The following is a 20,941-nucleotide window of genomic DNA, read 5'->3' on the forward strand; positions in this document are numbered from 1 at the left end:
CGGAGGTTGATCCGAGCTTCAGCCGTCGCTCAGCGTGCGCACGTCACGGAAGGCGAGCCAGAACCTTGCTTCGGACAGCGTTTGTTGATGCGCTTGAGCGGCGCTTCTGGACCATCGTGGCCCAGAGCCGGGAAGCAGCAGGGCTGATGCGTTTCCCGCGGTATCGCAGCCACTTCAAGCTCACTAGGCGGTATGTGCGGGGTCAGCCCGTTGAGCGAATCATCACCGTAAGACGGGGTGAGGCCGGCGACGGCTGGCTGTGGCCGATGTCCCGGTATCCCCATGACCGGTACAGGGCGTGGACCTTCCCGTCTCCGGCTGCTTCGTTGACCATGAGCGTCACGTACGGCTCATCACGGCCTGCAAGGAGCGTGTCGTGAATGTGTCGTGCTACTCCGGTTCCTCGCCACGCGGGGCACACCCCGATCTCCTTCAGCGCCAGGGCTGTGTGCACGGTGTACTTCTCGATGGGCGGCGGAGTGGTGCGCTGCCAGTATCGATCCCCGTCCTCGATCGTGTTGCCGTAGGCATACCCCACCGGGTGCTCGCCGTCGTAGGCGAGTACCGCCTGAAAGCCGGGCTCGGCGCCGTGCCTGTCCAGCCGCTCGCCGAAGGAGGAGACTGCATAGTTCGCAAGGTGGAGCAGCGGTGCCCGTACTTCGGCATACACGTTGAGCAGGTCAGCGCGGACGTCGTCCAGTTCGGTGAAGGATCGCAGTTCGATGGCGGGTGCCGAGGTCATGCGTTGGTCCTCCAGGCGGCGGTGTGCTCGGTCCACGTGTTCACGCTGGCACTGCCTGGTGCGGTGGCACGGAGGGCAGCGCCGAACTCCTGAAGCATGCGCGATACCCGGGGGTGATTGGTAGCGGCCTCCGCCGTCACGTTCATGGCTGTACCCGTGGCGGTGTCGACGTCGCCCTGGGCGAGCTGTGCCTGTGCCAGGCGGCTGGTGGCGATGGCGCGTGAGCGCTGCATGTGCGGCCTGAGTACTGCCAGGCATCGGTGCGCGTGATACTCGGCCGTGGACCAATCACCGGCAGCGAGGTGGGCGGTAAGGGCGAGGGAGTGAAGTTCCGCCTTGTCGTAGAAGGCCAGGAGCCATAGCGGCCGAAAGGCGTCTCGATCAGCACGGTTCATAGCTTCATACGCCTGATCGAAGGTGCGAGGAAGGCTCCGCCGCTCGTGGGCGGCGCCTTGGATGGCCATCTGCCGGGCCATGCCCAGAGAGGCGAACATCGGGTCGCGGCGCGTGATGTGCTGACTCCGTGCGACGTCGTTGGCGGCTCGGGCATCGGCGAGGCGCCCCATGTGCCGGTAGAGGCTGCCGGCGTGCGACCAGATGCGGAACTTGATTGCCTGATCGCCGGATAGCTCAGCGAGGGCCTGAGCTTCCCGCATGTGGGCGACGGCGTCCTGGAAACGGCGGCCGTCGATGGCCGCCCACATCGCAGATGAACGGAAGCTCGCTGCGGTGGCGTAGAGGCGGCTACGCACTCGGTGGGTGGCACTGCCGGAGTTCTGGAGGTTCAGGGCCGAGTCGGCGAGGTCTGCGGCACGCTTCTCGATGTCGAGCTGTCCGCCGCGTTTGTGATCGCTGGCGACCACGGCAGCGAACTTCTCTTCCAGACGTTCAACATCGCTCATGCCGATCTTGCGCGTTGAGGCGCCAGCTGGAGCGGCGGCAGCCACTGCCGCTGAGACGGTTCCAGCGACGAGGGTGCGGCGGTACATGGGGTCCTCCTGCGGTGGGGCCGCCGTGGATGAGGAGCGGCCCCGTGGCACGAACCCTAAGTCGACGGCGGACATCCCAGAGATGTCCTCCAGAACCTTCCGCGTTGCCGTATTGGGCCAGCGGACTCGCCCGGATCGCCACTCCCGGACATGACGGCCGTCGCATGTTCCGGGCTTGCCGGTGAGGTCCTCCAGGGCTGAATTCACGGCCTTCGCGAGGCTGTTGGAGCTGTGCTGATGGTCTTCCATCCACGCTTCAAGAGCCCTGTTACGCGTGGTGTCCATGGCCGCACCGTAGCCCGTTACGCACTCAGCGCAAGGTAAATGGATTACCAAAACCCCCTAGGGGGCTCATCGCGGTTCTGCGTCAGATCCCCTAACCAGCCGTAAGGGACGGGGAGTTATCTGTTTCGCACGGCAGCGGACTGCTGGAGTCACCCCGGAAGCCGAAGGTGAGGACGATGACGGAGTGTCAGGAAGTAGGCGAGCCTCTGTACGCAGTGATGTGCATTGCGTCGAGGCGGGCATTACTGACCTGGGCATCCACCCTCACGCAACGGCCAAGCGGACCGGTCTGGTGTGGCTGGGTGAGCACCGTGACTGAGCCATCTGCGACCGGAGTTCCGGCGTACAGCAAGACGCTGCGACGCATCCCGGAGTCTGTGACGAAAGCGCGGCGCCTGGTGTCCTCATCGCTGCGTGTATGGCACCTGGAAGGCGCGGAAGACGCGGCCTGGCTCGTGGTCAGCGAGCTGTTCACGAACACCGTGGCGCACGCCCGGATGGACTGCGTACGGGTCACGGTCTCCCGCGTTGACGAGTACGTGGTGCGCGTCGCGGTCATCGACTGCTCCCACGCCAAACCGCAGGTTCGCGAGGCCAGGGCGGACGACGAATGTGGGCGTGGCCTGGCGCTCGTCGACGCGCTGTCGACGGACTGGGGCGTCGACCCGCTGCGCTGGGGGAAGCGCGTCTGGGCCGAGGTGAAGTGCGGTGGCTGATGACCCCGAGCTGCGCCCAACTGCTTTACGTGCTGGCCGTGATGGCGCTCAAGGGCGCTCTGACCTATGGGATCGGCTGGGGCTCGTGATTCCCCGCCTGAATCTGCCGCTGCTGGCCGGCGCCCCGCTCCGACCGCGGGCCGCAGCGGCTCCCCGGCTCCGGTCGTCCCACCTTCGCGCCAGGGGGACGGCCGGAGCCTCCACCCCGGAAGGATCCTCGTGCACCGCGTCTGGGAGGACGGCGAGTGCTGGCTGTGCGATGCCGACGACCGGCCTGTGCTGTGGATCGGGCCGGTACAGACCGACACCGGCACGGCCCCGATGTTCGCCTGCAAGCCCTGCGTACGCCGACTTGAGGAGCGAGTCCGCCGGTTCGAAGCCGGCATCGACAACGCGCCTGCCCGATAAGCCCCGTGTCCCGGCTGTGCAGAGCACGGGCGCTCCGCCGGGACACGGCTCCACACCCCGGCCCCATCCCCGTTCGGAGGAGTTACGCATGCCCGCCGAGATGCTGCGCGTAGGACCCGGCGAGATTCGTCGCGGGGACCGAACGCTACGCGGCGGCACACAGGTTGAGGTCATCGACATGGTCGTGGCCGGACTCACGGGGAAGATGCTCCGATTCGACAACGGTTCGACGTACCTGCTGCGCAGTGGCGACGAGCTGCAAGTGTGGCGCGGCGCCCAAGCCACCGTCCCCGCACGGCGGACCATGCAGCCGCACCGGACCACTGCTACTACCGCCGCTGCCGAAGAGCGGCACGCCGCCCGACAGATCGCCGATCGGGCCGAGCGGCACTCGCAGGCCGCAATCGACATGTGGACCAGACGCCGCGAACGCTTCGCGGCTGCCAGCGAACAGGGCATACAACGCGGCCCGTACCCGGGCGAGGAAGACATGCTCCACTGCGGATACCGCATGTGGCCCAAGCCCGTGCACGGCGGCGGCCTGCTCTACACCTGCAACCGCTGCGGCCACATCGAAGCCAGCCAAGCCCCGGACGAGGCAGCCCAATGAGCCTGTGGCGCTGCTGTTCGCCCGATTCCGCAAGGCCACCAGCCGCGTACGCGGCTCCCAATCTCCTGGTCTTGGCACCGCCCGGTGTCGCGGCCAGGTGGCACCACCCGTCAGAAGCGCAACCACCAGTAGGAGGAATCCATGCTCACGACCATCGAGCAGACCCAGGCCGCCGCACCGGTGGCCGACGGTGTCGACCTGGAGCTGAACGTCAGCATCGTCACCGCCGGCCCGGTGGCCGCGGCCTTGCTGTCGTCCACCGATGACGGTTGCGACACCGTCCGTGGCGGCGACTGCTGAGGCAGTCAACCCGGCTCTGACGCCCCCGGGGTGTCCGCGGCGAGGAGTCTCGCCTCGGGCGCCCCCGGGGCCCCGCCCGAACCTCCAGGCCGCAGCGGAGAGGCAGTTGATGGTGAGAGCGATCGAGTACACGCCGTACTACCGGCCGCTGACGGCGGCGATGTGGCGGGCGAGCACCTACGGATCGGACAGGCACGTGCCGCTCTGGCCCTGGGAGGCAGCCGACGCTGTCTCATGGCGATCCTGGCTCGCGAGAGTGTGGGCGACCAGCCCTCTCACCGAAGCCGTCGCTCTGGCCAGCCCAGCCCTGGCTGACCGGATCGAGCAGACCCTTGGCGGGCGTGAACACGCTGTCGCTGACCTGCGGCACATGGCTATTTCTCTGGCCCGGTACGTGATTCGCCTACGCGGCCGGGCCACCCCCTTCGGCACGTTCGCCGGAGTCGGCCGTCTCCACTTCGGCAATCGTGCTCGTCTGGCGTGGAACGACGATCACGGGACACGTGCGAGGGCCGACGCCGTGTGGCTCGCCGACATCATCGCGCGGCTCGAAGCGTGGCCGTCTCTGCGCGAGCGGCTGCCCGTCGTCGTCAACAACCTGGCCGTCGAGCGCGGAGAGAAGCTGGTGGTGCCCTGGCAGCCCCACCTGGCCGGCGCCGTCCGCAGCGAGGGTGAGGACGTGGCGGAGGTGACCGTACGACGGGTTCCGGTCGTCCACACGATCTGCCAGGCAGCCCGCACTCCCGTCCCGGCCGGCGCACTGGCCGACAAGGTCGCCGCCGAGCATCCCGGCGCGTCGCGCAGCGCGCTGATGGGTGTGATGGGCCAACTGATCGCCTCCGGCGTGCTGATCAGCAGCCTGCGTGCCCCAGGCACCTGCACTGACCCCCTCGGATGGTTACTGGGCGCCCTGGACGAGGCGGGCGCCGACGCCGTGCGCGACGTGAAGGCGGTGCACGCGGAACTCCGCGCCCTGCACCACCAGATGAGCAACCTTGACCAGGTCGGGACCTGGGGTGGCGGGCAGGTCCGGCGCCTGGTCACGGACCGGATGCGGCTTCTGTCGAGCGTCACCGACCAGCCCTTGGCCGTGGATCTCTCGTTGAACGCCGACCTCGTGCTGCCCCGCTCGGTGGCCGTGGAGGCCGCCGAAGCAGCCCAGGCCCTGATCCGGCTCACTCCGCAGCCGTCGGCGAGTACATCGTGGCGCGAGTACCACCGCGACTTCCTGGCCCGGTACGGACCCGGAACCCTCGTTCCGGTCACCGAGCTGACCGATTCCGCTGACGGGCTCGGCTACCCCCGTCACTTCATCGCCCCGTCCTCCGGGCGGGAGATCACACGACGGGACGAAGTCCTCCTCGCCCTCGCCCACCAGGCCGCCCTCGACGGCGTGAGCGAGATCGTCTTGGAAGAGGCGGACCTGGAGCAGATCGGCCCCGCTGGCGACAGCGCTGCGCCCGTGTCAGCGGCGGACCTCTCGGCGGACCTTCGCGCCTCCTCCCAAGCAGCCCTCGACGGAGGCGAGTTCACCCTTGGCGTGAGCGGGTTCGGCCGCGCCGGGGCCACTACCGGCCGCTTCGTCGATCTACTGGACGACGGAGACCGGGACGAGACCACCGGCCTGCATCCGGTGGCGCCGACCGGGGTGGCCGAAGGGCTGGCCGCACAGCTCTCCTACCCTCCGAGGCGCGTGGGCAGCGAGAACGTCCTGCGCGTGAGGCCCGTACTGCCGCACGTCATCTCGCTGGCCGAACACCGCCACGGCGAGGGGCACATCCCGCTGACGGACCTGGCCGTCGCCGCGGACTCCGCGCGCCTGTACGTCGTCTCCCGCTCGCATCGGCGGGTGGTGGAGCCGATGTTGCCGCACGCTGGAGCCCGGCACACCATGCCCGATCTGGCGAGGCTGCTGTTCGAGATTCCACGCTCCACCCACCCGGCAGTCACCGCGTTCGACTGGGGCGCCGCCGCCTGCCTGCCCCACCTGCCGCGCGTGCGCTACGGCCGCAGCATCCTCGCCCCCGGCCAGTGGCGGATCGACCCAGCCGACCTTCCCGGGCCGAAGGCCCCCACACAGCAGTGGGCGGCGGCCTGGCAATCGCTCCGCGACGGCCGCCATTTGCCCGCCACCGTCGCGGTCGGGAACGGCGACCGCCGTCTACGGCTGAACCTGGACGAGGCCATGGACTTGGCGGTGTTGCGCCGCCACCTTCATGCCGTCGACGGGCCGGTCACCGTGACTGAGGCGCCCAGCGGTACGGAATACGGATGGTGCGGCGGCCGTGCACACGAGATCGTCGTCCCCCTGATCGCGACGGCTCCGCCCGCGGCGGCGCCGGCCTTCCTCACCCGCGTCCCGCCGCCGGTGACCGGCAGCCGGGCCGGGGACGCAGTGGTGTTCGCGAAGCTGTACGGCCCGAGCGAGACGATCGACGAGATCCTCACCCGGCACCTGCCCGCACTCCTGGCCCGCTGGGCCGAGCCGCCGCGGTGGTGGTTCGTCCGCTACCGGCACCCCCGCCCTCACCTGCGGCTGCGGGTGCGGGAGGCCGACACCGCGAGGGCCGCCGGCCACCTCGCCGCCTGGGCAGGCGAGTTGCGGCAGGCGGGGCTGGCAGGAGAGATCGCCTTCGACACCTACAGGCCGGAAACCGGCCGGTACGGCACGGGGGATGCCATGGAGGCTGCCGAGCATCTATTCGCCGCCGACTCCGCGGCTGTCCTCGCCCAGTTCGCCTTCCTGGCCGCCCACCGGGCGGTCCCGCCGCAGGCACTGACCGCCGCGAGCATGGCCGACTTCGCTGCCGCCGTCATGGGCAGCCGACAGGCGGGGCTGGACTGGCTGCTCGACCACCCCCAGTACGCCGACGGGGCCGGCGCCCAGGACCGCCAGACGCGCTGCCACACGCTCCAACTCGCCCGCGACGGAAGGCTGGAGACCTTGCCAGGCGGCAGCGACCTCGCTGCCGCCTGGGCAGCCCGCACTAAGGCGGCAGTTGAGTACACCGCCTTCCTCACCGCCCCCGGCGGACTACCCGCTCCGGCGACGGTGCTCGGCTCGCTGCTGCACCTGCACCATGTCCGCGCCCACGCCCCCGGAGGAACCTCCGAGGCGACGACCTACAAGCTGGCGAGGGCCATCGCCCTCGCCAGCGCCGCACGCCACCCCGATCGACAACACCAAGGAGGGGGTGGGCAGTGACCGTGCGGGATACCACGACACCCGCGGCAGCAGCCCTGCGCGAACACGCCGCCACCGTCGCCGCGGAACTCGCCGACGCTCTGGCCATGCCCCCGGACGTGGACTACGGCGACGATGTCCGGCCCGACAGCCCACGCTGGCGCGACCAGTCCCTGTCCAAAGGAGCCGCCGGCGTCGCGGTTCTGCACGGCCTGCGCGCCCAGCACGGCCTCGGCGGCACCGAGGCGATGCAAGCATGGCTCGCCCGCGCCACCCGCGACGACCTGACCGCCGGGCCAGGGGCCGGGCTCTGGTTCGGCGCCCCCGCTGTCGCCTTCGCCCTCCACCTGGCCGCCCCCGGCCGCCACCAAGGCGCCCTTGCCCGCCTGGACGCCGCTGTCGCGCAGCTCGTACACACCCGGCTGACGGCTGCCGCAGAGCGGATGGATGCCGCCCTGCGGCCCTCGCAGTACGAGTTCGACGTCACCCGCGGCCTCGCCGGGCTCGGTGCCTACCTGCTCAAACGCGACCTTGGCGGTGACCTGCTCCGCCGTGTCCTCGCCTACATGGTCCGCCTCACCCGGCCCCTCCCGGCCGATGACGCCGCCGGACGCCGGGCACCAGGCTGGTGGACCGCCGACATCCCCACCGGCTCGCGCGACTCCTCCTTCGCGCACGGGCACGCCAACCTCGGCATGGCCCACGGCATCACCGGCCCCCTGGCCCTGCTCGCCCTCGCGATGCGCGAGGGCATCACCGTCGACGGGCACGCCGAGGCCATCGAGACCATCAGCCTCCACCTGGACGTCTGGAGGCAGCCGTCCGTCGCCGGCCCATGGTGGCCCGAGCGGATCACCCTGGACGAACTGGAAGACGGCCGCCCCCACCGGGAAGGACCTGCCCGCCCCTCCTGGTGCTACGGCACTCCCGGCATCGCCCGCGCCCAACAACTCGCCGCCCTCGCACTGGGCGACACCGCCCGCCAGCAGGCTGCCGAGAACGCCCTCGCCTTCTGCCTGGCAGATCCCATCCAGCTCGCCCGCATCACCGACCCCGCCCTCTGCCACGGCTGGGCCGGAATCGTCGCCACCGCCTGGCACACCGCAGCCGACGCCACCACTCCGGGCCTCAACCACAGCCTGAACCGGCTGCTGGTCCGTCTCCTCGACCACGCCCGCGACACCGCCCCCGACCAAGCACCCGGACTCATCGAGGGCAGCGCGGGCACCGCCCTGACCCTGCACAGCATCGCCACCGGCACCACCGGCGGCTGGCCCACCTGCCTGTTGATCAACTAGCTAGAGGAAGTGCCTTGCCACGCGACGAACCCAGCCCCGCCTGGCGGCAGATCAACCTGTCCAGCGACACCTGGCAGGCCGCCGAAGACTTGGCCGTCCGCCATCATCTGCCGCTGCTGGCCAAGACCGAGGACGATGGAGCGATCACCTCGTGGTGGTTCATCCGCAAGCGGGAAACCTGGCGCGTGCGCATCCAGCCCGCCCCGGGACGCGACGAGGACACCGCCGCCCTCTTCGCGCAGATGACCGAGGCTCCCGAACTGCGCGCTCACGCCTGCGACGTGGTGTACGAGCCGGAGACCTACCGCTTCGGCGGCGAGCCCGCCATGGAGATCGCCCACCGCCTCTTCCACTCCGACAGCCGACACACCCTCACGCACCTCGCCCGCGCCCGTGGCGGGCCGGATCACCGGCGCGAGATCGGCCTGCGGCTGGCCACCCGCATGATGCAGGCGGCCGGCCAGGACTTCTACGAGCAAGGCGACATCTGGACGGCCGTCGCCGAACACCGCGCCGCTGACGCCGCGGAGCCGTCCGCACCGACCCTCGCCGGGGTTCAGATGCTCATCACCGCAGCCGACGACAGTCCTGGCAGCCCCCTCACTCAGACTCCCGCATGGCCCACGGCCTACGAGGACGCTGGCAAAGCCCTCGCCGACCTCGCCGGCGGCGGATCCCTGACCCGCGGCATACGCGCCGTACTCACAGACCACCTGCTGTTCGCCTTCAACCGTCTCGGCATCAGCGCGGAGCACCAGGCCGCAATCGCCCGCGCAGCGAGCCGCATCATCTTCCACCGCCAGCCCGGCCACAGCACGGCCCCGCGAAGCTTCGATGCCACCCCTACTCAGCCCACTACAGTCAGGCCAGTGACCATGGACACCACCTCTGCAGCGACCACTGATCCCCGCGCCCTTCGCGACGCCCTCGTTGCCAAGATCGACAGCCTGGGCACCTTCCGCACCGAAGCTGTGAAGAACGCCTTCCGCACCGTCCCGAGGCACGTCTTCCTGCCCGAGGTGGATCTCGCCACGGCGTACGCGCCCAAGCAAGTGGTCACCAAGCGCGCGGCCGACGGCACCGCCGTCTCCTCCGCATCCAGCCCCAACATCGTCGCCACGATGCTCGAACAGCTCGAAGCGGCCCCCGGACAAGGGGTCTTGGAGATCGGCGCAGCCACCGGCATCAACGCTGCCCTGCTTGCCGAACTCGTCGGCGAGAGCGGGCAGGTGGTCACTATCGAACTCGACGACGACCTCACCCAAGGCGCCCGCATCCACCTGGCCGAAGCCGGATACGAGCACGTCACCGTGCTGTGCAGGGACGGCGCCCTCGGCGATCCCGACCGCGCACCGTATGACCGAATCATCGTCACCGCCGGAGCCTGGGACATCCCGGCCGCCTGGTGGTCCCAACTCGCGCCCGGCGGACGGATCGTCGTCCCCCTGCGACTGCACGGCAGCGGCCTGACCCGGTCCATCGCGTTCACCCGCACCGAAGACGACCGCATGGTCAGCACCAACGCAGCGGTGTGCGGGTTCGTCCCCCTGCGCGGCGCGGCCGAGATGGGCGAGATCCATGTCCGTCTCGCCGAGGACGCCATCCTCAAGGTCGACGCCGACGACCAGCCGGACCAAGCCGCACTGGCAGGCGTCCTCACCTACCCCGCCCACCAGCAGTGGACCGACATCCACGTGCGCCATGACGAACCGGCAGCCCACCTCGACCTCTGGCTCGCCACCATCGAGTCCGGCCTGAGCTTCGGAAAGCTGTCCATCAGCCCCGCTGCCCGCGACCTCGGCCTGGCCGCCCCCGCTCTCCGCTGGTCCGGCGCGGCCCTGTACGACGGCGGCACCTTCGCCTACCTCACGGCCTGTCCCGTCAGCGACGACGCCGACGAACTGGGCATCACCACCCACGGCCCTGACGCAGACAAGCTCACCGAGCAGGTCAGTGACCTTCTACACCGCTGGACCCAGGAACGTCCCGCCCAGCCCTTCATTACTGCCTACCCCTCCGTCACCGAAGACGATCAGCTCGGCGAGGGCGCTCGCGTCACCCGACCCGACACCCGCCTGACAATCGACTGGTAGCCGCCCCCACCCGGCAACCGCCGACCCGAGCTGGGCCCTGGAGGTCTGACTTCACCTTCGCGCCTCCAGGGCCTTCCTCTTCGCCTACGCACGCATTGGAGATCGCCACTCGATCACCGTCCAGGTAACCGCGAGATAGGGCGAGAAGAGAGGCATAGCCCTTCTTTTCGCAGAGCAGGATGTCGTCGTGTCCATCAACGATCTCTCTCCGGACGACCGCCGTGCTCTGATGGCTGAACGCCGAGAGGAATACAACAGTTTCTGGCCAGGCGCACGGGGGCGGCGGGCTCGGTTCACCATCGAGATGTTTCCTCTGCTGCATGCCGACAAGCCACGCGGTCACGCGTTGATACCTGCCACTGAGGACATGCGCCTCCGCAAAGTCGTGGAGACCTTCGGGAAGTACTTCAAGCAAGAACTTGGCTTCGACTCCGTGCCGTTCGCAGCGCAGCCCAGCAGTCAGTACCCCAGCGATCCCACAATCGAAGTCGCCCTCTTCGACGCACAACGGGTTGAGGCGACCTTCCCGATTGCTGCTGGCGCCGCCGGCCTGAGTGTCGTTGAGGGGCAACGTTGGTTGGACTGGATTTGGATCCACCCATTCGAGCGAGGGCGGCGTCTCGCTGGGCAGGCGTGGGCAGACCTCGCAGCCGTCTACGGCGACGGATTCAAGATCCAGCCTCCGCTTTCGCCTGCCATGGAGAAGTTCTTGAAGCACAGCGACGTTGCCCGCGAACGATGGGACTTCTGAAGCGCCTGCTGGACGGGGCCCATGACCTCATCGGAAGTGTCCAACGGCCCGATGAGCCCGCAGACCACGAACACACCTCAAGGATCGACGTGACACACGAACTGCTCGCAGTCTGCGATACGTGCCACCAAGCCGTTCCCGATGACGCGGGGAGCCTCTGGGTGGACATGGCGGAAGTTGATCAGTACGCACTCAACGCCCGTGCATGGGAACTGCTTGAGACCGAGCAAAAGATACCCGGAGTGCAGACCTTCTCGGCCGAGAGCCTCCGGTCACACCCCGACCCTGCCCCTTGGCACGTTCACCACACCACTTGCGACCCGGCACCCAACACGAACGCGTACGCCATCGAAGTCCACCGCTGCCGCAGTTGGGCAGACCTCGTACATTGGACAGCACACCTCCTGGAAAAGGCCTGGCTGCCGCACACCGACTGGCAGGCTCTCCTCCGCGAGGCAGCCGAAGCAGCCGGGAACGCGAGTCACGCCGGCCACCCCTCCCAGACTCAACGCGTAGTCCGTCACTTCGGCAAGACGTCCAGCTACGTTGACTATCCAATGTGCTTGGCGCTCCGGCCAGCCCGATGTCCCCAAAGCTGATGGTGACGCAGAGAATGCGTGCCCGAAGTGGCTCAATCACCGTGCCGGTTCAAGCCCGGCTCCGGTCGCCTGGCACTCCCGCTGACGCGAACTGCACGGATCCGGTCGGTGACGATCTTGTCCGATCTCATTCGGAAGAACGGCACGGCACGGCGTTGTTCACTTACCGTACGCCTTCTTCCACCGCGCCCGGTGACGAGCGTCCCCTTGGCCGAAGCCGTTGACGTTGACCAGCGACTCAAGGGAAGCGCCGCTGTTCCACAGCCCCAGATGGTCACGGTGGACTGCAAGGATGCCGTGCTCCACGGCGAACGCCTCCGATGGACGACTGAATCGCGTGGTCGTCGCAAAGATTGCCACGTCGGCCTTGAAGTGCACCTTGGCACCTAGCAAGTCCCGCAGCTCCCGACTTGAGATCGTGCTGCTCGGCGCGTAGCGCTTGCACTGGATAACCATGGCACGGCCGTCCGGGAGGCAGCCCACGACGTCGGCACCATTGTCGTGGGAGCCGCCCACGCGCCGAACCTCCGTGCACCCGTCTCGACGGCACAGGCCAGCGACCAGCTCCTCGAACTCCGTGCCGGTCATCGCATCTACTTCAGCGAGTGTCCGTTGGCCGGCCTTGACCGCTTCCTCGTGCCGCCACCGCCTGTCGCCGCCACGTAGGAGCCGATCCTTCCGCCACAGCAACCACGCGCCGGTGCCGACGACGCCCAGTAGCACGGCGCCCGCAACGTACCGCCACACAAGGGACCAGAAGATCACCAGCAGGACTGCCAGCACTCCCCCGGCGCATAAGAGAGCCCTACGTCGGGCTTCACGTCGCTTCCGCGCCGTCGACCGCTGTCCTCGCCGAGTCGCCACCCCGCCCCCTTGGGTTGCCTCAGCTCAGTGTGGAGAAGACGCCGCAACCTGGGAAGAGCGCCTCTCTGCTATGGACTTACCCGACCGCTGCCTGGGCGCAGTCGCTTCTTCCAGTGGTTGCAGTTCTGGTTGCATTCACCCCCGTGCAGCTGCGTTCAGACAGCGCACTGACAACAACCCGACCGCAGGTCAGAACCCGCACGCGCGCCCCCGAACCCCAAGGCGAACATTTGGAAAGCGTGTTGGGGGCAACCCCTCACGAGTTCGAATCTCGTATCCTCCGCCCAGCCTCACCGGGCTGTCACGAAGGGCCCGACCGCACGCCGGTCGGGCCCTTCGTCGTTGTCCGGCCCGATCCCCGGACGGAGGCGCAACAGCTCGCGCGGAACCTCCACGTCGCCAACTCCCATGCCGCGACGGAGCGTTCGCGAACTCCTCAGTAGCCCCGCCAGATGTTGTCGAAGGCGTCCTTCTCGATGGAGCGCCTCTGGCGTTCCCCCGCCAGTTCCACCGACGCGTTGTCGACTGCTGCGAGCACGGTGTCCACGGCGTCGTCGCCCGCGCTCGGTGATGCTTCCGCTCCGTCGCCGCGGATGCCGACGGCCGTCGCGAGGGCGGTGAGGACCGGCTCGTGCGCAGCCCAGCGGTCCGCCGCCCGACGACGGTCGAGCGAGTCGGCGGGCACCAACTCACCGGCTCGGAAGGGCATCCACGGACGACGTTGCCGTACGAGTTGCCCTTCCGCCTCGAGAACGGCCGAGTAGTCCGCGGCGAGGCCGCGTCCTCTGCGCCACAGCCAGTCGCCGACCGGCTCGTACGGCGCTTCCCGGTCGAGGGAGGCCGTGGCCTGATCAAGCAGGCCGTCGGCCATCATCGTCCGCTGGCCGGGCACGATCCGGTCGTCCTCCAGCGTGACGGCTCCGTCAGCCAGGAGGTCGATCAGTTCGGCTCCCGCCAGTGCCAGTGACAGCTCGCCCTGCTCCACCGGCCGGCTGGGCGTCACGTCGATGGCGGTGATCATCAAGTCCCGTGGTGTGGTCATGGTGGACTCCAGATCGATGCGCCGGGTGCACTCGGGCCCCGGCTGGTCCTCCCCTCAACCAGCCTAGGGAGCCAGGAGGACGGCTGCACTTCAGCGCCGTTCCGGCCCACACCAGAGCGTCAACAGAACGTCGGAACAGCGACCCGTAACAGAGAGTCGCAGCGGTAAACGCTCAGCAGCCACCGGTCGCGAACTGGCCCGGCGGCGCACCGCGCGGCGCGCGTCAGCAGACGCGCGCAATGGGCAGGTCGACCCGGTTCACGGCTTCGGCTGCTCCGCCGGACCCTTCTTGCCGGGCCCTTCCTGCTGCTTGCGCTCCTCCTCCGCCGCCTTCTTGTCGGCCTCCTGCTCCCGCTTGAGCTGCTTGTCCGCCGGCTTCGGCCCGTCCTTGCGGTCCGCCCCTCCGGGGCCCGGCTCCTCGTGGGCGGGAGGCGTGTTCGCCGGCCCCGTCTCCGGCGCGCGCGACCGGTCGGGCTCGGAGGTGGACGGCTCCGGGGCCGCCGGAGGGTCGGCCTCGTCGTGGTAACCGGAGCTGAGCAGGAAGCCGGCCACGCCCGCGATGGCGAGAACGGTGGCCAGAACAACGGCAGCCAGGGCCACCGAACGACGGGACAGCGCACCCCCTCGCGTGACAGCCGCGGGGCGCGGCAGTCGTCGGGTCGCGGCTTCCTCCGCCTTCGCGGCGGCAGGGCCGACGGACGCGGTGTCGCCGGTGAGGAAGTGAGCTGCCTCCACCGCCGTGGGACGGGCAGCCGGTTCCTTCGCCAGCATCCGCAGGACGAAGTCAGCGAGGGCGGCGGGAATGCCGGGCCGCAGTTCGGCCGGCGGTCGAGGTGGCTGGTCCACGTGCTGGTACACGACTGCGGCCGGGTCCCCGGTGAACGGCGGTCGCCCGCAGAGCATTTCGTAGAGGACGCATCCCAACGCGTAGACGTCACTTGCGGGTTCGGCGGAACCGCCCATGGCCCGTTCCGGCGCGAGGTAGACACTCGTGCCCAACATGGCGCCGGTGGCGGTCATCGCGGCGTCGGCCTCCACTGCAGCACGCGCGATGCCGAAGTCGGCCACCTTCACCCGTCCGTCCGGGGTCAGCAGCAGGTTGCCGGGCTTCACGTCCCGGTGGACCACCCCGCGGGCGTGGGCGGCGGCCAGACCGACCGCTGCCTGTCCGGCAAGACGGCACACCTCGTCGGTCTTGAGGACGTCACGTGTGGCGAGTTCGTGGCGCAGGCTGTGCCCCGGGACGAGTTCCATCACCAGGTACCCTCGGGCGCCGTCCCCGTCGAAGTCGTACACGGCGACCACGTTGGGGTGGTTGAGCCGGGCAGCTGTCTGCGCCTCTTGCCGGAACCGCTCCGCCGCGTGATCGATCGCCACCTGTTCGAGGAGGAGCTTCACGGCGACCTCGCGTCCGAGCGTGGTGTCCTCAGCCCGCCACACCTCCCCCATGGCGCCGCGGCCGAGTTCTTCCACCAGCCGATAGCGCTCTGCCACCAGCACGACCTCACCTCCTTCAGCACCGACGGCAACTCGCGGCCCCTGCGGCACTGCGCGGGGGCCGCCGGCCGGCTGCGGTCCGCCCCGACCGGTAACGCGGTCCGGACGGAGGCGCGGGGCAGGGTCTTCGGGCCCTCGACCACCCACGCCGCAAGCACAGGTCAGGAGGACGGGTGCCCTCCATCCCGCACGGCCGAGGACGCCCCGGCCGCTTTCCTCTCTGCGCCACAGGACGGAGGAACCGTCACACCACTCCTGTGAGCCAGTTGTGGAATTCTCGTAACGGCGCCTCGGAAATCGCGCGGCTGCTCACGTAACGCATTCGACGCGTTCTCCGCAGAGTGCGATGCGGACAGCGCACAACCCCGTGCGATCACGCCGGACAGCGGATGAGCCTCGAGAAGCAGAGAGGCGGAATTCTCCCGACTCGGGCCTGCCCGCCCAGGAATTCGTACCCGGAAGATCGGATCGCCAATGAGTCACCTTCACGAATCGCCGACCACGGGGCACAACCCCCACGGCGAGTCGGCGTCGAAGCGTACAGCCCTGATCGTCCACACGATCGCCGATGTCGCGGCAGCCTTCCTCGGCCTGTGGATCATGCTCCACCTTCTCGAGGCCAACCAGGGAAATGTCTTCGTCCAGTTCGTCCAGGGCATGGCCAACTGGCTCGCGGGCTGGTCCCAGGACATCTTCACCATGGAGAACGAGCACGTGCGCTTCGCTCTCAACTACGGCCTCCCCGCTCTTGTTTACCTCTTCATCGGCCACGGAATCGCCGCGAAAATCCGCCGAGGGTGACCGCGGCAACTTCGAGTTCCACTCAGACACGGCTCCGGTGAACGTGGTGAAAAGACACCTGCATCACATGCTCACCTCTGCATCGATACGGCCCCTGCCGGCACAGGTCGCGCCGACAGGGGCCGCATCGATCTCACGCCGCGACGACTCAACCTGACCGCGCTCAGTAGCCGATGGGCAGTCCGGCGTAGTTCTCCGCCAGGCCCGCCGCGGCGCTGTCGGAGCGGACGACCCACTCCAGCTGCGAGCGTTGCAGCTGAGCGTCGAACGGATCCCCGGTGACGTGCAGCATGCTGGTCATCCACCAAGAGAAGTGGGTACCCCGCCAGACCCGCCGCAGCGCCGTATCGGTGTACTCGTCGGCCGGACGCGGATCACCGTCACGCAGCAGGGCCGCCAGCGCGCGGGAGAGCAGCGCCACGTCCGCCACCGCGAGGTTGAGTCCCTTGGCACCGGTGGGCGGGACGATGTGCGCGGCATCGCCGGCCAGGAAGAGCCGCCCGTACTGCATCGGCGTCGAGACGAAGCTCCGCATCGGCAGGACGGACTTGTCGGTGATCCGCCCCGGTTGCAGCTGCCAGCCGTCCTGCCCGTGCCCGAGCCGACGGGCCAGCGCGTCCCAGATGCGGTCGTCGGACCATTCGGCGACATCGTCGGACGGGTCGACCTGCAGATAGAGCCGGCTGACCGAGTGCGAGCGCATGGAGTGCATCGCGAAGCCCTCGGGGTGCCAGGCGTAGATGAGCTCGTCCGTCGACGGAGCGACATCGGCCAGAACGCCGAGCCACGCGTACGGGTAGTCCCGTCCGAACGAGCGGCGCGCACCCTCGGGAATGCTCCGGCGCGCCGGGCCGTGGAAGCCGTCGCAGCCGGCGACGACGTCGCAGTCGATGCGGTGAGGACGGCCCTCCACGTCGACGAAGGTGACGGACGGACTCTCACCGTCGATGTCGTGCAGGGCGACGTCGCCGACCTCGTAGTAGGACTGCTGGCCCGCGGCGGAGCGCGCCTGCATCAGGTCGCGCGTGACTTCCGTCTGCCCGTACACCCACACCGACCGGTTCGCGAGGGAGTGGAAGTCGATGTGGTGGCGCTCGTGCGGGAACTGGAGGTAGATCCCCCGGTGCTCCATGCCCTCGCGCTTGAGCCGGTCGCCCACGCCGGCCTCGCTGAGCAGCTCGACGGTCGAGTGCTCCAGCATCCCGGCACGGATGCGGCCGCGGACGTAGTCGGGGCTGCGGTTCTCCAGCAGCACCGACTCGATGCCTTCCCGGTCCAGCAGGTGGGAGAGCAACAGGCCGGCTGGCCCGGCCCCGACGATCACCACCTGGGTCCGCGTCGTCTTCATCAGCTGCCCTCCCGCAGGTGCGGCGGAACGATCAGCAGCGCCAGTACGGCGAGAACCGCGGCGACGGAGAAGGCGTAGAAGCCCCAGGGATAGGCGACACCCGCGCTCACCATCAGCCCGCCGAGGAACGGACCGACGATCGCGCCGAGCCGGCCCACCCCGGCGGCCAGACCCAGTGCGGTGCCTCGCACCTCCGCGGCGAACAAGTGGCCGACGAAGGCGTACACGAGCACCTGCGCGCTGAAGACGAACACTCCGGCCAGGAAGACCGCGGCGTACACCACCGCCGTCGACTCCAACTTGACCGACAGCAACGCCAGGAAGACCGCGGAGACGCCGAACCACAGCAGGACGGTCCGCTTGTTGCCGCGCGCGTCCGAGACCCGCCCGGCAAGCAACAGGCCCGCGACGGCGCCCAGGTTGAGCGCGAGCAGCAGCCCCAGCGAGTCACCGACGGAGTACCCGGCTGCGCCCATGATCTGCGGAAGCCAGGTGTTGAGCCCGTACACGAGGAGCAGTCCCATGAACGAGGCGATCCAGATCCCGAGACTGACGCGCAACAGCCGGCCCCGCAGCAGGGCGGAGGGCCGCACCGGCTCCACGGCCGCGGAGGCGACCTTGCCGCGGGCTTCGAGGAACGCCTGCGACTCGGGCAGCTTGGCCCACATCACCGGCAGGGTCAGCAGACCGGCCAGCCCGCCGACGGCGAACATCGCCTCCCAGCCCAACTTCGGGATGACCACGATCGCCAGCACAGCGGTGAGCACCGCGCCCACGTGGTAGCCGGTCATCATCTGCGTGACGGCTGAGCCGCGGCGCCCGGGCCGCGCGTACTCGGTCATGTACGCCAGCGCCGTCGGCAGGCAGGCGCCCAGGCCCAGTCCGCTGAGGAAGCGCAGTGCGACGAACGTGGCGATGTTCGGCGCCCAGGCGATCGCGAGCGTCAGTACGGAGAAGACCGCTATGCAGGTCATCAGGCTGGCGCGGCGGCCGAACCGGTCGGTGAGCGGCCCGATCGCCACGGCGCCGATGCCGACACCGACCAGCCCGAGGGTGGCCGCCGTGGTGAGCGTCCCGGGGTCGAACCCGAGAGCGTGTGTCTTGGTGAGCGTGGGGATGACCGCTCCGAGCACGACCAGGTCGAACCCGTCGAGCGCGACCGCGAGCCAGCAGAGCAGAACTGGCCAGACGCCGCCCCGGGCGGAACGTTGCGCGTTCGCGCCGGCAGCGGGCGTCGAGAACCTCGGGGAAGTGGACGACATGGTGTTTCTCCTTGTCGGGGTGACCGACATCGTGGTGCGTGGCACACTCCAGGCACAGCGCTGCCTTTCACTGAGCGGAATCACATGGCCGGAAACAACAGCCAGCCGGGCCGCACCGTGGCTTCGCGCATGCTGGCGATCCTCGACGCGTTCGACTTCGAGCACCCGCGGCTGACCCTCACCGACCTCGCCCGCCGGGCGGACCTGAGCCTGCCGACCGCCCACCGGCTCGTCGGCGAACTGACCCGCTGGCGTGGCCTGGAGCGGGAGGACGACGGCACCTACCGCGTGGGCCTGCGCCTGCTGGAGCTCGGACTGCTGAGCGGTCTGCACACACAGTTGCGCGACGTCGCCATGCCGTTCATGCAGGAGCTCTACGAGGCGACGCGCGAGAACGTCCATCTCGCCGTGCGCGACGGGGACAACGCGCTGTACGTGGAGAAGCTCACCGGCCACCGGTCTGTCCCGATCATCTCCCGCACGGGCGGCCGGCTTCCGCTGCACACGACGGGCGTCGGCAAGGCGCTGCTCGCCTGGGCGTCGTCATCGGACGTCGACGACCACCTCAGCCGGCGGCTGAGCCGCCCGACGAGGTACTCGATCCGCGAGCCGGGCAGGCTGCGGCGGGACCTCGAGCGCACCCGACGGCGCGGGTTCTCCACCACGCGCGAGGAGATGACTCTCGGGAGTTGTTCGGTCGCGAGCCCTGTTCTTGTGGACGACGAACCGGTGGCGGCCGTCGGTGTGGTGGTCCGCTCAAGTCATCTGGATCTCGACCGGCTGGCTCCACCCGTCGTCGCAGCCGCACGCGGTATCGGCACGCGGCTCTCCGAAGCCGGCGACGACCCCTACCCGGGCTACCTCCACGACGTCACCCTGCGCTCGGTGCGCTGAGCGCCCCCCAAGGAGCCGTCGGACGGTCGAGCCGGTTCCGCGCTCTACGAAGGTCCCACCCTGCGCGTGCAGTTGAACGGCTCGTCGATCCAGTAGGTGTCGTGCTGCTCGTCGTGGACGACCGGGTACTCGGTGGACGGGTCACACAACTTGTCGATCGGCCCCTCGTCCGCCGAACTGACCGTGAACCAGTACTTGTTGGTGTCGTACGCGACCCGCTCACACTTGTAGAAGAACCCCTTCACGCCCGGACCGAACACGTCGCTGCGGAAGTCCGGGGCCAGCTTCTTGTTGAGGTTGATGTTCTCGCAGTCGGCCTTCATGCCTTCGACATCGACGGTCTCGGCCGCCTCCGTCGTATATCCCTTGGCGGTGTGAGTGCCCCAGGCGGTCCAGGCGTGCCCCGGCAGCGCGATCTGCTCGGCGACCTCGGCGAGGAACGGGCTGTCCGGGGCCACGACCTCGGTCCGTGTGGTGGCGTCGGCCTCGGCGACGCACCCGGTGGCAGTGACGCCCAAGCCGACCGCCGCCAAGAGAAGGGATGCGATCCGGATCCATCTGCGGACCATGGACGAAGGGGTCACGTCGATCTCCGATCCGGGCAGGCCCGGTGGCCCGGCTGCCTCCGGTGACCTGAGCGGACGTTAGCCGCTGATACGAGCGGCCGGCGGGAATGGCAGGGCCAGACGAGATCCGTTCACACGGCTGCCCACTCCGAGCTCCCGTCTGCGACCCGCATGCACGCGCCGTCCCCAAGTGCCACGGGCCGCAGTGATGTTCGGCCACCGGCCCGACCTCATCGGACCGCAGGAACCCTGCGGCGAAGATCGCATTTCTGACGGCCATTCAGAACAAAGCGGCGTGTTCCTGGCAGAAGCTTCTACAAACCCCATATGGTTCGTCACTGTATAGATGCGATCAACTACAGATCGCGCTCGAGCCACCACCGAAAAGGAAAAGACATGCGCATGCTTCGCGAAGCTGCTGTCGTGGCCGCCATGGTCGGCAGCGTCGGCATGGTCGGTGCCGGCGTCGCCACCGCCGGCGGATCGCAGCTCCCCACCATCAACTGCACCCAGTCGAACGGCGACACCGAAGGCGACGTCGACGCCCCCGCCCTCGCCGCGCTGACCGGCGGCGGCGGCAGCGCCGACTCCCGCAACCTGCAGAACAACTGCGGCGTCGCCATCTTCGGCAACGAGCAGACGTCCGGCTCCGCCACCGGCGGAGACGCGACCGGCCTCGCCGGCTGAGACCG

The 20,941-nt window shown here is 69.1% G+C and carries 19 protein-coding genes; 11 read left to right on the forward strand and 8 right to left on the reverse strand.

Annotated elements, in window-relative coordinates; all coding sequences use genetic code 11:
• Positions 1 to 202: 202 nt before the first annotated feature.
• Positions 203 to 742: a GNAT family N-acetyltransferase gene (locus I004_RS0130515; RefSeq protein WP_028438573.1), complete on the reverse strand. Its 540-nt coding sequence runs from the start codon at positions 740 to 742 to the stop codon at positions 203 to 205.
• Positions 739 to 2,016, reverse strand: coding sequence for an NsdA family TPR-like regulatory protein (locus I004_RS0130520; protein WP_199779496.1), 1,278 nt, complete (start codon positions 2,014 to 2,016; stop codon positions 739 to 741). Before I004_RS0130520 ends, I004_RS0130515 begins: the two co-directional genes overlap by 4 nt.
• A 311-nt stretch (positions 2,017 to 2,327) precedes the next feature.
• Here I004_RS0130520 and I004_RS0130525 point away from each other — a divergent pair, with 311 nt between their 5' ends.
• From I004_RS0130525 to I004_RS37160, 8 genes are all read left to right on the forward strand, one after another.
• Positions 2,328 to 2,732, forward strand: a complete 405-nt coding sequence (locus I004_RS0130525) for an ATP-binding protein (RefSeq protein WP_486580697.1) — start codon at positions 2,328 to 2,330, stop codon at positions 2,730 to 2,732.
• 219 nt (positions 2,733 to 2,951) lie between these two features.
• Positions 2,952 to 3,140, forward strand: a complete 189-nt coding sequence (locus tag I004_RS0130535; RefSeq protein WP_028438576.1) for a hypothetical protein — start codon at positions 2,952 to 2,954, stop codon at positions 3,138 to 3,140.
• An 88-nt stretch (positions 3,141 to 3,228) separates the two neighbouring features.
• Positions 3,229 to 3,750 (forward strand): hypothetical protein, encoded by a 522-nt coding sequence (locus tag I004_RS0130540; protein ID WP_028438577.1) that lies wholly within the window; start codon positions 3,229 to 3,231, stop codon positions 3,748 to 3,750.
• 141 nt (positions 3,751 to 3,891) lie between these two features.
• On the forward strand, positions 3,892 to 4,050 hold the full coding sequence (fxlA, locus tag I004_RS38790; RefSeq protein WP_078511948.1) for an FxLD family lanthipeptide: 159 nt from the start codon (positions 3,892 to 3,894) through the stop codon (positions 4,048 to 4,050).
• A 109-nt stretch (positions 4,051 to 4,159) separates the two neighbouring features.
• Positions 4,160 to 7,255 (forward strand): lantibiotic dehydratase, encoded by a 3,096-nt coding sequence (locus tag I004_RS37155; protein WP_051345622.1) that lies wholly within the window; start codon positions 4,160 to 4,162, stop codon positions 7,253 to 7,255.
• A complete protein-coding gene (locus tag I004_RS0130555; protein ID WP_486580698.1) occupies positions 7,252 to 8,532 on the forward strand; it encodes a lanthionine synthetase C family protein in 1,281 nt (426 codons plus the stop codon). The genes I004_RS37155 and I004_RS0130555 overlap by 4 nt, the downstream gene beginning before the upstream one ends.
• Positions 8,533 to 8,546: 14 nt before the next feature.
• On the forward strand, positions 8,547 to 10,625 hold the full coding sequence (fxlM, locus tag I004_RS0130560; RefSeq protein ID WP_028438579.1) for a methyltransferase, FxLD system: 2,079 nt from the start codon (positions 8,547 to 8,549) through the stop codon (positions 10,623 to 10,625).
• 187 nt (positions 10,626 to 10,812) lie between these two features.
• The gene (locus I004_RS37160) at positions 10,813 to 11,376 is read left to right on the forward strand and encodes a hypothetical protein (protein ID WP_037978492.1); all 564 of its coding nucleotides are present in this window, start codon (positions 10,813 to 10,815) and stop codon (positions 11,374 to 11,376) included.
• Positions 11,377 to 12,134: 758 nt separating this feature from the next.
• Here the strand turns inward: I004_RS37160 and I004_RS0130570 are convergent.
• The 3 genes from I004_RS0130570 to I004_RS37840 form a co-directional block, all read right to left on the reverse strand.
• The gene (locus I004_RS0130570; protein ID WP_051345623.1) at positions 12,135 to 12,758 is read right to left on the reverse strand and encodes a restriction endonuclease; all 624 of its coding nucleotides are present in this window, start codon (positions 12,756 to 12,758) and stop codon (positions 12,135 to 12,137) included.
• A gap of 517 nt (positions 12,759 to 13,275) precedes the next feature.
• On the reverse strand, positions 13,276 to 13,881 hold the full coding sequence (locus I004_RS0130580; protein WP_028438582.1) for a GOLPH3/VPS74 family protein: 606 nt from the start codon (positions 13,879 to 13,881) through the stop codon (positions 13,276 to 13,278).
• Between the two features lie 258 nt (positions 13,882 to 14,139).
• Positions 14,140 to 15,381: a serine/threonine-protein kinase gene (locus I004_RS37840; RefSeq protein ID WP_028438583.1), complete on the reverse strand. Its 1,242-nt coding sequence runs from the start codon at positions 15,379 to 15,381 to the stop codon at positions 14,140 to 14,142.
• 471 nt (positions 15,382 to 15,852) lie between these two features.
• Between I004_RS37840 and I004_RS0130590 the strand changes: the two genes are divergently transcribed.
• On the forward strand, positions 15,853 to 16,179 hold the full coding sequence (locus I004_RS0130590) for a hypothetical protein (RefSeq protein ID WP_028438584.1): 327 nt from the start codon (positions 15,853 to 15,855) through the stop codon (positions 16,177 to 16,179).
• A 163-nt stretch (positions 16,180 to 16,342) separates the two neighbouring features.
• Here I004_RS0130590 and I004_RS0130595 read toward each other — a convergent pair whose 3' ends face one another.
• Positions 16,343 to 17,527, reverse strand: coding sequence for a 4-hydroxybenzoate 3-monooxygenase (locus tag I004_RS0130595; RefSeq protein WP_028438585.1), 1,185 nt, complete (start codon positions 17,525 to 17,527; stop codon positions 16,343 to 16,345).
• A complete protein-coding gene (locus I004_RS37170) occupies positions 17,527 to 18,789 on the reverse strand; it encodes an MFS transporter (protein ID WP_037978495.1) in 1,263 nt (420 codons plus the stop codon). Before I004_RS37170 ends, I004_RS0130595 begins: the two co-directional genes overlap by 1 nt.
• 84 nt (positions 18,790 to 18,873) lie before the next feature.
• On the opposite strand from I004_RS37170, the gene I004_RS0130605 reads away from it, so the two are divergent.
• Entirely contained in the window at positions 18,874 to 19,683 is an 810-nt protein-coding gene (locus I004_RS0130605) for an IclR family transcriptional regulator (RefSeq protein ID WP_028438586.1), read from the forward strand.
• 44 nt (positions 19,684 to 19,727) lie between these two features.
• Here I004_RS0130605 and I004_RS0130610 read toward each other — a convergent pair whose 3' ends face one another.
• Positions 19,728 to 20,267, reverse strand: coding sequence for a hypothetical protein (locus I004_RS0130610; protein ID WP_158677153.1), 540 nt, complete (start codon positions 20,265 to 20,267; stop codon positions 19,728 to 19,730).
• A gap of 378 nt (positions 20,268 to 20,645) precedes the next feature.
• Here I004_RS0130610 and I004_RS0130615 point away from each other — a divergent pair, with 378 nt between their 5' ends.
• Positions 20,646 to 20,936, forward strand: coding sequence for a hypothetical protein (locus I004_RS0130615; RefSeq protein WP_028438588.1), 291 nt, complete (start codon positions 20,646 to 20,648; stop codon positions 20,934 to 20,936).
• Positions 20,937 to 20,941 lie beyond the last annotated feature (5 nt).

The organism is Streptomyces sp. TAA486, assembly GCF_000426165.1.

What these genes read in the sequence shown, in the direction of transcription:
- I004_RS0130615 (WP_028438588.1), top strand. Translation starts at nt 20,646, where the DNA reads ATGCGCATGCTTCGCGAAGCTGCTGTCGTGGCCGCCATGGTCGGCAGC.
- I004_RS37155 (WP_051345622.1), top strand. Translation starts at nt 4,160, where the DNA reads ATGGTGAGAGCGATCGAGTACACGCCGTACTACCGGCCGCTGACGGCG.
- fxlA (WP_078511948.1), top strand. Translation starts at nt 3,892, where the DNA reads ATGCTCACGACCATCGAGCAGACCCAGGCCGCCGCACCGGTGGCCGAC.
- I004_RS0130595 (WP_028438585.1), bottom strand. Translation starts at nt 17,527, where the DNA reads ATGAAGACGACGCGGACCCAGGTGGTGATCGTCGGGGCCGGGCCAGCC.
- I004_RS0130605 (WP_028438586.1), top strand. Translation starts at nt 18,874, where the DNA reads ATGGCCGGAAACAACAGCCAGCCGGGCCGCACCGTGGCTTCGCGCATG.
- I004_RS0130590 (WP_028438584.1), top strand. Translation starts at nt 15,853, where the DNA reads ATGAGTCACCTTCACGAATCGCCGACCACGGGGCACAACCCCCACGGC.
- I004_RS37170 (WP_037978495.1), bottom strand. Translation starts at nt 18,789, where the DNA reads ATGTCGTCCACTTCCCCGAGGTTCTCGACGCCCGCTGCCGGCGCGAAC.
- I004_RS0130515 (WP_028438573.1), bottom strand. Translation starts at nt 742, where the DNA reads ATGACCTCGGCACCCGCCATCGAACTGCGATCCTTCACCGAACTGGAC.
- I004_RS0130540 (WP_028438577.1), top strand. Translation starts at nt 3,229, where the DNA reads ATGCCCGCCGAGATGCTGCGCGTAGGACCCGGCGAGATTCGTCGCGGG.
- I004_RS0130580 (WP_028438582.1), bottom strand. Translation starts at nt 13,881, where the DNA reads ATGACCACACCACGGGACTTGATGATCACCGCCATCGACGTGACGCCC.
- I004_RS0130520 (WP_199779496.1), bottom strand. Translation starts at nt 2,016, where the DNA reads ATGGACACCACGCGTAACAGGGCTCTTGAAGCGTGGATGGAAGACCAT.